We start from the raw sequence: 12483 nt of genomic DNA on the forward strand, positions 1-12483 counted from the left end.
AGCGCGGGAGGCCGATTTGGCTTGGATTATTTCTTGGCGCCGTCTTCCAGCTGCGCCAGCGCCGCATTGCCGCCCAGCGACAGCAGCCCGGCCTTGGAATACACGCCCAGCTTGCCGCGGGTGTCCACGATGTCGAGGTTGCGCATGGTCAGTTGCCCGATGCGGTCGAGCGGGCTGAACGGCGCGTCTTCCACCTTCTCCATCGACAGGCGCTCGGGCGCGTAGGTCAGGTTGGGGCTTTCGGTGTTCAGGATGCTGTAGTCGTTGCCCCGGCGCAGCTCCAGCGTCACGGTGCCGGTGATGGCGCGGGCCACCCAGCGCTGGGCGGTTTCGCGCAGCATGATGGCCTGGGGGTCGAACCAGCGGCCCTGGTAGAGCAGGCGGCCCAATTTGAGGCCGTTCATGCGGTACTGCTCGATGGTGTCCTCGTTGTGGATGCCGCTGACCAGGCGCTCGTAGGCGATGTGCAGCAGGGCCAGGCCGGGGGCCTCGTAGATGCCGCGGCTCTTGGCCTCGATGATGCGGTTCTCGATCTGGTCGCACATGCCCAGGCCGTGGCGGCCGCCGATGCGGTTGGCTTCGAGGAACAACTCCACCGGGTCACTGAACTCCACGCCGTTCAGGGCCACGGGCTGGCCTTCCTCGAAGCGCACGGAGACTTCCTCGGCCTTCACTGGCACGTCGTCCTTCCAGAAGGCGACGCCCATGATGGGGTTCACGATGCGGATGCCGCTGTTCAAAAACTCCAGGTCTTTCGCCTCGTGCGTGGCGCCCAGCATGTTGCTGTCGGTGCTGTACGCCTTCTCGGCGCTCATCTTGTAGCCGAAGCCTTCGCGGGTCATGAAGGCCGACATCTCGGCGCGACCGCCCAGCTCGTCAATGAAGAGCTGGTCCAGCCAGGGCTTGTAGATTTTCAGCGACGGGTTGGTCAGCAGGCCGTAGCGGTAGAAGCGCTCGATGTCGTTGCCCTTGAAGGTGGAGCCGTCGCCCCAGATGTGTACGTCGTCTTCCTTCATCGCGGCCACCAGCATGGTGCCGGTGACGGCGCGGCCCAGCGGCGTGGTGTTGAAGTAGGTGGCGCCTGCGGTGCGCACGTGGAAGGCGCCGGCCTGCAGCGCGGCGATGCCTTCGTGGGCAAGCTGCGCGCGGCAGTCGATCAGGCGGGCCTTTTCGGCGCCGTATTCCATCGCCTTGCGCGGGATGGCGTCGTAGTCGGGCTCGTCGGGCTGGCCCAGGTTGGCGGTATAGGCGTAGGGCAGGGCGCCCTTGTTCTTCATCCAGCGCAGCGCGGCGCTGGTGTCGAGGCCGCCCGAGAAGGCGATGCCGACTTTTTGCCCCTTGGGCAGGTTTTGCAGGATGGTGGCCATGGTGTGTGGGCGCTTTCGGTTCAGCCGAAGTGGCAGATGTAGTGGTAAGCCTCGGTCACGCGGATGTCGAAGCTGGAGTTGCCGGGTACGCTGAATTTCTCGCCAGCCGACGACTTCACCCACGCATCGCTGCCCGCCAGCTTGTATTCGCACGCGCCTGCGACGCATTCCATGATCTCGGGCGCGCCGGTGTTGAAGGTCAGCGTCGCGGGCAGCACCACGCCCACCGATTTTTTCGTGCCGTCGGCGAACGTGATGCCGTGGCTCACGCACTTGCCGTCGAAATAGACGTTGGCTTGGGTGGTGACGGACACGCCGTCGATTTTTTCGGTGGTCATGGAAAGATGCGCCGGGTTGGTTGAATGGAGGAAAACCCAGCATTTTAGAGCGCGCCAAAAACACAAAAGCCCCTTGCGGGGCTCTTGGGTGCTGGGGGGCTCAACGCCAGTAGGGGTCGCCGTGGCGGTGGTACGGGCGGCGGTCGTAGCCGTACTCGATCACCACCGCCGGCGCTGCGTAGGCGGGCGGCTGCTGGTACACCGGCTGCTGCGGGTAGGTGGAATAGGTGGACGTGACCACGCCCGGCTGGCTGTACACGCGCTCGCCCGCGTAGGGGTCGCTGGAATACGCTGGCTGCGCTGCAGGCTGCACGCTGACCGGGATCCAGCGGCCCGGATCGTTCTGCGTGCGGGTGGTGTACTGGCGGCCCGCGTATTCATAGACCACGTCGTAGCCCACGGTGCGGTTCTCGTAGTACGTCTCGGTGGTGCAGCGCTGCACGTTCTGGTACTGGGGCTGGCCGTTGCCCTCGATCTGGTTGCCGATCACCGCGCCGCCGATCACGCCGATGGCGGTGGCCGCCGCGCGACCGCTGCCCCTGCCGATGGCATTGCCCGCCGCGCCGCCTGCGATGGCGCCGAGCACGGCGCCCGCGCCGCTGTTGCGACTGCCGCTGTACACGGTTTCATTGCCGCAGACCTGCTGCGGAATGGCGACCTGCTGCACCACGGGCGTGGCCGACAGCACGCGGCCTTGCTCCTGGGCGCTGGCGGCAACGGCCACGGCGGCCAGGGCGGAGAAAGCGACGATCTTTTTCATGGTCATGGAGAAACTCCTTTCAAGGTCGGTACATAACGCACCAGACTGAAAAAAAGTTTAGGCCGTACACGTCAACCCCGGGCCTGGGCGGCGTAAACGACCGTAAAGATTTGTGCAGTTTTGCGCGCTATCTACACCACGCCTGCCACTGGTCGGGCACGAAGCCCACGGTGACCCGCGTGCCGCAGACCACCACCGGGCGCTTGATGACGCTGGGCTGCGCCTGCATCAGTGCGCGGGCGCTGGCGGCGTCCGTCACGGCGGCCTGCGTGGCGGGCTCGAGCCTGCGCCAGGTCGTGCCCTGGCGGTTGAGCAGCCTTTCCCAGCCCACGGCGTCCATCCAGCCGGGCAGCAGGCTGGCGGGTACGCCTTGTTTCTTGAAGTCGTGGAAGGTGTAGTCAACGCCGTGCTCCGCGAACCAGGCGCGGGACTTCTTGACCGTGTCGCAGTTGGGAATGCCGTAGAGGGTGATGGTGGGTGTGCTCATGGGCGACAATTCTGCCCCCATGCACCACGACCTTCCCCAGACCCTGGACGGCTGGCTTGCCCACTGCGAGCGGCTGCACCCCCAAAACATCGACATGGGCCTGGAGCGCGTGCGCGAGGTGGCGCGCCGCATGGGCCTGGCCTTCGACTGCCCAGTGATCACCGTGGCGGGCACCAACGGCAAGGGCTCCACCTGCGCCATGCTGGAGGCCGTGGCGCTGCAGGCGGGCTACCGCACGGGGGTGTACACGTCGCCGCACCTGGTGCGCTTCGAGGAGCGCTGCCGCATCCATGGCGACATCGTAAATGCTTCTGATTTGATAGCGCACTTCGCAGATGTGGAAAGCGCCAGGACGCAAAATGGCACTGAAGTTTCGCTGACCTATTTCGAGTTCACCACGCTTGCCATCCTGCGGCTGATGAGCCGTGCGCGGCTGGATGTGGCCATCCTCGAAGTGGGCCTGGGCGGGCGTCTGGACGCCACCAACGTCATCGACGCCGACTGCGCCGTCATCACCAGCATCGACATCGACCACACCGAATACCTGGGGCCGGACCGCGAAAGCATCGGCCGCGAGAAGGCGGGCATCATGCGCACGGGCCGTCCGGCGGTGGTGAGCGACCCCATGGCGCCGCAGAGCGTCGTGGACCATGCGCGGGAGGTCGGCGCCGACCTGTGGCGCTTCGGCACGGACTTCAACTTCTCGGGCGACAAGCAGCAGTGGAGCTGGGCCGGGCGGGGCCGCCGCTATGCGGGCCTGGCCTACCCGGCGCTGCGCGGGGCCAACCAGCTCATCAACGCCTCGGGCGTGCTGGCCGCGCTGGAGGCCCTGCGCGACCGCATCCCCGTCACGGCCCAGGCCGTGCGCAACGGCATGGCGATGGTGGAGCTGCCCGGGCGCTTCCAGATCGTGCCGGGCCAGCCCACGCTGGTGCTGGACGTGGCGCACAACCCGCATTCCGTGGCCGCGCTCACGGCCAACCTGGATGCGATGGGGTTCTTTCCGACCACGCACGCCGTCTTTGGCGCCATGGCCGACAAGGACCTGGCGCCCATGCTCGCCAAGGTGGGGCCGCTGGTGGACCGCTGGTATTTCACCAACCTGCCTACGCCGCGCGCCGAAACTGCTGCGGCCCTGCAGCAGAAATGGAACGCCCTGCAGATGGTGGCAGGCGGGCGGCGCGAGGTCGCCACGAGCCTGCACGCCGACCCTCTGGCGGCCCTGCAGGCCGCAGTCGATGCGGCGGACCCGGCTGATAGAATCGTCGTCTTTGGCTCGTTTTACACAGTGGGCGGCGTGCTGATCAACGGAACGCCGCGCCTGCACGCCAAGCACCTGGACCAATAGGGCCGCAGACATACGTTTTTTGGGCCTGCACGAGTCGTTACCCCATGGCATTTTTCAAGTTTCGGTGGCCCGGCCAGGGCGAACAGCCATCCCAGCAGGCCGAAAAGACGGCCCGGCGCCCGCGCAACGCTCCCCAGGCGGAAAGCATCGAGGTGATGCGCCGACGCGCCCGCCACCGGCTGATCGGCGCGGCGGTGCTGGTGCTGATCGGGGTGATCGGGTTCCCCATGCTGTTCGACACCCAGCCCCGCCCGATCCCGGTGGACATTCCCATTGAAATCCCGGACCGCAACAAGGTCGCCCCCCTGGTCACGCCAGCACCGGTAGAACAACCCGCAGCCGTCAGGGCGCCCGCAGCGCCCGCCGCCCCCGTGCGCAACAGCAACGCCGCCAGCAACGCCGCCAGCAATGGCCTCGCGGACGGCGAGGAGTTCGTGCCCTCCACCCGCCCGGCGGCGTCGCGGCCCGCCGCTGCGGCAGCGCCCAAGCCGGAGCCCAAGCCAGAGCCCAAACCCGCCCCGCAGCGCCCCGACGACGCCGTGCGAGCGCGCGCCCTGCTCGAAGGCCGCCCGTCGGAGCCTGCAGCCGCTGCCGCCGAGGAGCGTTTCATCGTCCAGGTCGGCGCGTTCGAGGATGCGGCCAAGGTCCGCGAAGTGCGCATGAAGGTGGAGCGCGCCGGGCTCAAGACCTACACCCAGGTGGCGGGCAAGCTCACCCGCGTGCGCGTGGGCCCGTTCAACAGCCGGGCCGAGGCGGACAAGGCGGCGGCGCGCATCAAGGCGCTGGACTTGTCGGCATCCGTGCTGACGCTCTGATCTTTGCAATGGCCGCCCTGGACTGGGTTTTCGTGGCGGTGCTGCTGGCGTCGATGCTCATCGGGGCCTGGCGCGGGCTGGTGTTCGAGGTGCTGTCCCTGCTGGGCTGGGTGGCGGCATTCTTTGCGGCGCAGTGGTTCGCCGAGGACGTGGCCGCGCGGCTGCCCATGGGCGAGTCCTCGGGCGCGCTGCGCTACGCGGCGGGGTTTGTGGTGGTGTTCGTGGCGGCGGTGTTCGCCTGCGGTTTTCTGAGCTGGCTGGCCAAGAAGCTGGTCGAAGCCATCGGCCTGCGCCCGGCGGACCGCGCGCTGGGCGCGGTGTTCGGCGTGCTGCGCGGGCTGGTGCTGCTGCTGGCGGTGGCCGTGGTGGCGGGGCTGACCCCGCTGCACGAGGCGCCCTGGTGGCAGGAGTCGCGCGGCGCCCCCGTGCTGGCGCAAGTGCTCAAGGGTTTGAAACCGGCCTTGCCGGAAGAATTTGGCAGGCATCTGCCTTCGTGATTGGAAAACGACTATGTGTGGAATCGTCGGCGTCGTCAGCACAGCGCCCGTCAACCAGTTGATCTATGACGCCCTGCTGCTGTTGCAGCACCGGGGCCAGGACGCGGCGGGCATCGTCACCCAGCAGGGGCGCAAGTTCTTCATGCACAAGGCCAAGGGCATGGTGCGCGACGTGTTCCGCACGCGCAACATGCGCGCGCTGCCGGGCACGGTGGGCCTGGGGCAGGCGCGCTACCCCACGGCGGGCAATGCGTCCAGCGAGGAAGAGGCCCAGCCCTTCTACGTGAACGCGCCGTTCGGCATCGTCATGGTCCACAACGGCAACCTGACCAACGCCAAGCAATTGCGCCGCGAACTGGCCGACACCGACCACCGCCACACCAACACCGAGAGCGATTCCGAGGTGCTGCTCAACGTGCTGGCGCACGAACTGGCGCGCGCCAGCAGCGGCGCGCCGCTCAAGTCCGAAGACGTGTTCGCCGCCGTGGGTGCCGTACACCGGCGCGTCAAGGGCTCGTATGCGGTGATCGCGCTCATCGCGGGCTATGGGCTGCTGGCCTTCCGCGACCCCTTCGGCATCCGCCCGATGTGCATGGGCCACGGCGCGGACGGCACCGTCATGCTCGCCAGCGAATCGGTGGCGCTCGAAGGCACGCTGCACAAGCTGGAGCGCGACGTGGCCCCTGGCGAGGCCGTGTTCATCCACACCGATGGCCGCATCGAAACCGCGCAGTGCGCCGAGCACCCGCGCCTGAACCCCTGCATCTTCGAGTTCGTCTATCTGGCGCGGCCCGACTCGGTGCTGGACGGCATCTCCGTCTATCAGGCCCGCCTGAACATGGGCGAAACACTCGCCAAGCGCGTGGTCTCCACCGTGCCGCCGAGCGAGATCGACGCCATCATCCCCATCCCCGAATCCAGCCGCCCCAGCGCCATGCAGCTTGCGCAGCTGCTGGGCATTCCGTACCGCGAGGGCTTCGTCAAGAACCGCTACGTAGGCCGTACCTTCATCATGCCGGGGCAGGGCGCGCGCAAGAAGTCCGTGCGCCAGAAGCTCAACGCCATCGGCAGCGAATTCAAGGGCCGCAACGTGCTGCTGGTGGACGACTCCATCGTGCGCGGCACCACGTCGAAAGAGATCGTGCAAATGGCCCGCGACGCGGGCGCGCGCAAGGTCTATCTGGCGTCCGCCGCGCCGCCGGTGCGCCACCCCAACGTCTATGGCATCGACATGCCCACGCGCGGCGAACTCGTCGCGCATGGCCGCACCGTGGAAGAAATCCGCCAGGCCATCGGCGCCGACGCGCTCATCTACCAGGACGTGGAGGCGATGAAGCAGGCCGTGGGCAAGATCAACCCGCGCATCGAAGGCTTCGAGGCGTCGTGCTTCGACGGCGTGTACATCACCGGCGACATCTCCGACGAGGAGGTCACCGCCCTCAACGAAGGCCGCAACCGTGGCGGCGAGGACGAGGCCGACGACACCTCGCGCCTGTCACTGCCGAACGCACAGCAAAATTAATGGCAAAAACAGGCTCCAGCGCTTATGCAGCAAGCGCAAGAAGCTATTGTTTTTGTAGTAAACGAACATGACGCAGAAAACCCGCACCCGCTTCGCCCCGTCTCCCACGGGCTTCATTCATCTGGGCAACATCCGCTCGGCGCTGTACCCCTGGGCCTTCGCCCGCGCCACGGGCGGCGACTTCATCCTGCGCATCGAGGACACCGACCTGGAGCGCTCCACCCAGGCCGCGGTCGATGTGATCATCGAAGGCATGGCCTGGCTGGGCCTGGATCATGACGAAGGCCCGTTCTACCAAATGCAGCGCATGGACCGCTACAAGGCCGTGCTGGCCGACCTGCAGGCCGCAGGCCACGTCTATCCCTGCTACATGAGCGTGGCCGAGCTCGACGCCCTCCGCGAAAAGCAAATGGCCGCCAAGGAAAAACCGCGCTACGACGGCACCTGGCGCCCCGAGCCCGGCAAGACCCTGCCGCGCGTGCCCGAAGGCGTGCAGCCCGTGCTGCGCTTCAAGAACCCGCAGAGCGGCGTGGTGGCCTGGGACGACAAGGTCAAGGGCCGCATCGAGATCAGCAACGACGAGCTGGATGATCTGGTGATTGCCCGCCCCGACGGCACGCCCACGTACAACTTCTGCGTGGTCGTGGACGATATCGACATGGCCATCACCCACGTGATCCGCGGCGACGACCACGTGAACAACACGCCGCGCCAGATCAACATCTTCCGCGCCCTGGGCAAGGAACCGCCGGTCTATGCCCACCTGCCCACCGTGCTCAACGAGCAGGGCGAGAAGATGAGCAAGCGCAACGGCGCCAAGCCCGTCACGCAATACCGCGACGAGGGCTACCTGCCCGACGCCATGGTCAACTACCTGGCCCGGCTGGGCTGGAGCCACGGCGACGACGAGATCTTCAGCCGCGCGCAGTTTTTGCAATGGTTCAACCTCGACCACCTGGGCAAGAGCGCCGCGCAGTTCGACGAGGCCAAGCTGCGCTGGGTGAACGCCCAGCATTTGAAGGCCACTGAAGACGCGCTGCTGGCCGACATGCTCAAGCCCTTCCTTGTGGATGTGGGCGCCGACGACCGCCTGTCGCGCATCTGCGGCCTGTTCAAGGACCGCTGCGACACCCTGGTCGATCTGGCGAACTGGGCGCGCCTGTTCTACGCCGACGCCATCGAGCGCAACGCCGACGACTACGCCAAGCACATCACCGAGGCCGCCGTCCCGGCGCTCGACGCCTTCGCCGCCGCCATGGAAGCGGTGGAGTGGAACAAGGATGCGATAGCGGCAGCCATCAAGGACGTGCTCAAGGCCCAGGGCCTCAAGATGCCGCAGCTCGCCATGCCTGTGCGTGTGCTGGTGCTGGGCACCGCGCACACGCCTTCGGTGGATGCTGTGCTCGAACTGGTGGGGCGTGAAAAAGTTGTAGCGCGTTTGCGAAAGCGCTGAAAACCGGTCTATAATCCAAGGCTCTGATAATGACAACAACGCCACCGTGTTGCTGTCATCGAGTGGGGGTATAGCTCAGCTGGGAGAGCGCTTGCATGGCATGCAAGAGGTCAGCGGTTCGATCCCGCTTACCTCCACCAGGATTGTCAGTTTTCTAGGTTTTGACCCTATCGTCTAGAGGCCTAGGACATCACCCTTTCACGGTGAGTACCGGGGTTCGAATCCCCGTAGGGTCGCCAAGTTTGCAGCACTTGGGCTCGCAAGAGCCACAAAAGCTGTCTGCCAGGAGTGGTAGTTCAGTTGGTTAGAATACCGGCCTGTCACGCCGGGGGTCGCGGGTTCGAGTCCCGTCCACTCCGCCAGAGACCCAAAAGGGCTGCATCGCAAGATGCAGCCCTTTTTGCTTTTGATGCCGTCCCATCATCACTTCGGCGCGAGGCGGATGGCGCCGTCCAGCCGGATCACCTCGCCGTTGAGCATGTCGTTCTCGAAGATGTGTCGCACCAGCTTGGCGTAGTCCTGCGGCGTGCCCAGGCGGCTGGGGAAGGGCACGCCCGCAGCCAGCGCGTCCTGCACTTCCTGGGGCATGCCGAACAGCATGGGCGTGCCGAAGATGCCGGGGGCGATGGTCATGTTGCGGATGCCGTTGCGTGCCAGGTCGCGGGCGATGGGCAATGTCATGCCGACCACGCCGCCCTTGGACGCGGAGTAGGCGGCCTGGCCGATCTGGCCGTCGTAGGCGGCCACGCTGGCGGTGCTGATGAGCACGCCGCGCTCGCCCGTGGGCTCTGGCTCGTTCCTGCTCATGGCCTCGGCGGCCAGGCGGATCATGTTGAAGCTGCCGATCAGGTTCACCGTGATGGTCTTGCTGAACACGGCCAGCGCATGGGCGCCGTTCTTGCCCACGGTCTTCTCGGCGGGGGCGATGCCCGCGCAGTTCACCAGGCCCATGAGCTTGCCCAGGGACACGGCCTTGGCGACGGCGGCCTGGCCGTCGGCCTCGCTGCTCACGTCGCACTTGACGAAGGTGCCGCCGATCTCCTTCGCCACGGCTACGCCCTTTTCTGCCTGCATGTCGGCGATGACGACCGTGCCGCCCTGCGCGGCCAGCATGCGCGCCGTGCCTTCGCCCAGGCCCGAAGCGCCGCCGGTCACGATGAATACCTTGCCCTTGATGTCCATGAATGTCTCCAGTGAGTGACGTTGACGTAAACGTCAATTATGCCTGGGCGGGACGAAAAAAAGCCCGGACCAGCCGGGCTTGCAAGGGGAGCGCAGGGCAGGGGGTTACTGGAAACCCGCGCGGTCCAGCATCTGCTGTACCTTGGTCATGTGGGCGCCCACGGCGCTGATCGGGATGGTCTCGCTCTTGAAGGGCGCACCGCCGGTCATGGCCTTGAGGGCAGGGTTGTCCAGCGTCACGCCCTTGGCGGCGGGCCATTCGTTGTTGCCGTTGGCGAAGTAGTTCTGCGCCTCGGGGCTGGCCAGGTATTCCAGAAACCTGATGGCGTTGGCGCGGTTCTTGGCATGGCGGGCGACGGCGCCCCCGGCGATGTTCATGTGGGTGCCCCAGGAGTTCTGGTTGGGGAACACCACGGCCACCTTGCTCACCACGGCCTGGTCCTCGGGCTTGCTGGAGCGCATCATGCGGGCCAGGTAGTAGCTGTTGCTCACGGCGATGTCGCACTCGCCGGACGCCACGGCCTTGATCTGGTCGGTGTCGCCGCCCTTGGGCGGGCGCGCCAGGTTGGCGACCATGCCCTTGAGCCAGGCTTCGGCCTTCTGCTCGCCCATGTGCTCGGTCACGGCGCCGAACAGGCTCAGGTTGTAGGGGTGCGAGCCGGAGCGGATGCACAGCTTGCCCTTGTTCTTGGGGGCGCCCAGTTCCTCGTAGGTATCGACATCTTCCTTCTGCACCCTGGCCTTGCTATAGACGATCACGCGCGCGCGGGTTGAAAGCCCGAACCAGGCGATGCCCCCGTCGGCGGCGGGCGCGCTGCGCAGGTTGGCCGGAATGGCGTCGTTGAGCACCTGGGACTTGATGGGCTGGAACAGCCCGTCCACTTCGCCTTTGTACAGCCGGGCGGCGTCCACCAGCAGGATCACGTCGGCGGGCGATGCCGTGCCCTCGGCCTTCAGGCGGGCCAGGATGCCCGCGTCGTCGGCATCCACGCGGTTGATGCGGATGCCGGTGGCCTTGGTGAAGCCGCTGTACAGCGCCTCGTCCGTGGCGTAGTGGCGGGCGGAGTAGAGGTTGACCACCTGGTCCTGGGCAGAAACGGTGCCCGCAGCGGCGGCCAGCGCGCAGGCGCCGAGCAGGGCTTTCACGGTCTTCGACATGGGATGTGCGTCTTTCAGGGTTGGAACCGCCCCATGATAGGCCCCAACGCGAATTGTTCTTAATAAGTGCCTGGACTTCGGCGGGGTATGGGAGGCGGCCATCGGGGCAAAAAAAAGCCCGGCAGAGCCGGGCTTTGAAGGGATCCTTGAAACGGGGGTTTCGAGAGGATCCAAGGAGACAACTGGGGCGCCACGGAACCAGCCGCAGCGCATGGGTTGGATTATCAGGGTATTCCCTTGCGGCGGCCTAGAGCTTTCACTCCAGACCGTTCGGTACGCGGCTCAGCGCTTGCGGGGGGCAGCCGTCTTGGCGGCGTTGGCGGCAGTGGTGGCCACGGCGTTGAAGTTGGCTTCGGCCATGTCGGATGCCTGCTTCACGGCCTTTTGCACGGACTCGAAGGCGTTGGTGGCGGCGGAGACGGCGCTCTTCATCACGGCCACGGCGGTTTCGGAACCGGCGGGGGCGTTCCTGGAGATGCTGTCCACCAGGCTGGTGAATGCCTTTTGCGAATCAGCAGTCTGGGCTTCGAAAGCCTTGGTGAACTCGGCGCCAGTGCCAGCGGCGATGTCGTACAGATGGCGGCTGTAGGCGGCGGTCTTTTCGGCCAGGGGCTGGAGCAGGCCCGCTTGCAGGGTCAGCAGCTCTTGCGCGTCCTTCACGCTCAGCACGGCCTGGGCGTGGCTGGCGGCTTCGTTCAGCGCGGCGCGCGATGCGGTCACGTTCAACTCGATCAGCTTTTCCACGCCTTCGAAAGCCTTGGTGGTCAGGCCAAACAGGGTTTCCAGGTTGGCTTTGTGCGAGGCCAGGATTTGTTCTGCGGTCAGCGTCATGTCATATCTCCTAAAAAATCGTGCCCCAAAACAGGGCGGGTGGTCATCGGATATCTGCGCTGGCTCTGACCCGGCGGGGCATGTTGCAGTGCAGCATAGGGCGAATTTTAGGCACTCGGCGCGTTATTGCAAGTGTTTTTTGCTGCACTGCAACAAATTAGGTGAGAACACCCAAACAGGCCGCCCGTCACCGCGGCGTCACGCCATGCCGGTAGCGCGGGGTGGCGCTGGCAGAATGCCCAGCCATGACCTCCACCGCATCCGCATCCGCATCTGCCCGCCCTGCGCCGCAGCCGCGCAGCGCCTACCGCGCCTTCCGCCCCATTACCACGCGCTGGGCCGACAACGACGTGTACGGCCACGTGAACAACGTCGTCTATTACAGCTGGTTCGACACGGCGGTGAACGCGCACCTGATCGAGCAGGGCGTGCTGGACATCCACGCGGGCCAGACCATCGGCCTCGTGATCGAGACCCAGTGCAACTACTTTGCCCCGCTGGCCTTCCCGCAGACGGTGGAGGCGGGCATCCGCGTGGCGCGCCTGGGCGGCTCCAGCGTGTACTACGAGGTGGGCCTGTTCGCGCAGGGCGAGCCGTTCACGGCGGCGGCGGGGCACTTCATCCACGTCTATGTGGACCGCGCCACGCGCCGCCCGGTGCCCGTGCCCGCGCCGCTGCGCGAGGTGCTGCAGGCGCTGCTGGTGCCATCAAATTGATAGCTGCTT

General features: G+C 66.3%; 13 protein-coding genes and 3 tRNA genes. 9 read left to right on the forward strand and 7 right to left on the reverse strand.

Annotation, left to right across the window (positions count from 1 at the left end):
- Positions 1–26: 26 nt before the first annotated feature.
- The 4 genes from argG to QM569_RS13220 all read right to left on the reverse strand — a co-directional run bounded on the left by argG (position 27) and on the right by QM569_RS13220 (position 2952).
- Positions 27–1367, reverse strand: a complete 1341-nt coding sequence (gene argG / locus QM569_RS13205) for an argininosuccinate synthase (protein ID WP_414987694.1) — start codon at positions 1365–1367, stop codon at positions 27–29.
- Between the two features lie 20 nt (positions 1368–1387).
- Positions 1388–1705 carry a pyrimidine/purine nucleoside phosphorylase gene (locus QM569_RS13210; RefSeq protein ID WP_414987695.1) on the reverse strand — a complete coding sequence of 106 codons (318 nt, stop codon included), beginning with the start codon at positions 1703–1705 and terminating at the stop codon, positions 1388–1390.
- Between the two features lie 100 nt (positions 1706–1805).
- A complete protein-coding gene (locus tag QM569_RS13215; protein WP_414987763.1) occupies positions 1806–2465 on the reverse strand; it encodes a glycine zipper 2TM domain-containing protein in 660 nt (219 codons plus the stop codon).
- A gap of 127 nt (positions 2466–2592) precedes the next feature.
- The gene (locus tag QM569_RS13220) at positions 2593–2952 is read right to left on the reverse strand and encodes an ArsC family reductase (RefSeq protein ID WP_414987696.1); all 360 of its coding nucleotides are present in this window, start codon (positions 2950–2952) and stop codon (positions 2593–2595) included.
- 19 nt (positions 2953–2971) lie between these two features.
- Between QM569_RS13220 and folC the strand changes: the two genes are divergently transcribed.
- From folC to QM569_RS13260, 8 genes are all read left to right on the forward strand, one after another.
- A complete protein-coding gene (folC, locus tag QM569_RS13225; RefSeq protein WP_414987697.1) occupies positions 2972–4300 on the forward strand; it encodes a bifunctional tetrahydrofolate synthase/dihydrofolate synthase in 1329 nt (442 codons plus the stop codon).
- Between the two features lie 44 nt (positions 4301–4344).
- Complete coding sequence (locus QM569_RS13230) at positions 4345–5115, forward strand: SPOR domain-containing protein (protein ID WP_414987698.1); 771 nt, start codon at positions 4345–4347, stop codon at positions 5113–5115.
- A gap of 8 nt (positions 5116–5123) precedes the next feature.
- On the forward strand, positions 5124–5612 hold the full coding sequence (locus QM569_RS13235) for a CvpA family protein (RefSeq protein ID WP_414987699.1): 489 nt from the start codon (positions 5124–5126) through the stop codon (positions 5610–5612).
- 13 nt (positions 5613–5625) lie between these two features.
- Positions 5626–7134 carry an amidophosphoribosyltransferase gene (purF, locus tag QM569_RS13240; RefSeq protein ID WP_414987700.1) on the forward strand — a complete coding sequence of 503 codons (1509 nt, stop codon included), beginning with the start codon at positions 5626–5628 and terminating at the stop codon, positions 7132–7134.
- A 67-nt stretch (positions 7135–7201) separates the two neighbouring features.
- Positions 7202–8587 (forward strand): glutamate--tRNA ligase, encoded by a 1386-nt coding sequence (gene gltX, locus QM569_RS13245; RefSeq protein WP_414987701.1) that lies wholly within the window; start codon positions 7202–7204, stop codon positions 8585–8587.
- Positions 8588–8651: 64 nt separating this feature from the next.
- Positions 8652–8727 (forward strand) — tRNA-Ala (locus QM569_RS13250).
- Between the two features lie 23 nt (positions 8728–8750).
- Positions 8751–8826, forward strand: a tRNA-Glu gene (locus tag QM569_RS13255).
- A 46-nt stretch (positions 8827–8872) separates the two neighbouring features.
- Positions 8873–8949, forward strand: a tRNA-Asp gene (locus QM569_RS13260).
- A gap of 61 nt (positions 8950–9010) precedes the next feature.
- Here the strand turns inward: QM569_RS13260 and QM569_RS13265 are convergent.
- The 3 genes from QM569_RS13265 to QM569_RS13275 all read right to left on the reverse strand — a co-directional run bounded on the left by QM569_RS13265 (position 9011) and on the right by QM569_RS13275 (position 11758).
- Complete coding sequence (locus QM569_RS13265; RefSeq protein WP_414987702.1) at positions 9011–9769, reverse strand: 3-hydroxyacyl-CoA dehydrogenase; 759 nt, start codon at positions 9767–9769, stop codon at positions 9011–9013.
- A gap of 105 nt (positions 9770–9874) precedes the next feature.
- Positions 9875–10927, reverse strand: coding sequence for an extracellular solute-binding protein (locus QM569_RS13270; RefSeq protein ID WP_414987703.1), 1053 nt, complete (start codon positions 10925–10927; stop codon positions 9875–9877).
- 282 nt (positions 10928–11209) lie between these two features.
- Complete coding sequence (locus QM569_RS13275; protein ID WP_414987704.1) at positions 11210–11758, reverse strand: phasin family protein; 549 nt, start codon at positions 11756–11758, stop codon at positions 11210–11212.
- A gap of 245 nt (positions 11759–12003) precedes the next feature.
- Between QM569_RS13275 and QM569_RS13280 the strand changes: the two genes are divergently transcribed.
- Entirely contained in the window at positions 12004–12474 is a 471-nt protein-coding gene (locus QM569_RS13280) for an acyl-CoA thioesterase (RefSeq protein WP_414987705.1), read from the forward strand.
- Positions 12475–12483 lie beyond the last annotated feature (9 nt).

The organism is Acidovorax sp. (assembly GCF_047607405.1).
Lineage (GTDB): Bacteria > Pseudomonadota > Gammaproteobacteria > Burkholderiales > Burkholderiaceae_C > Acidovorax.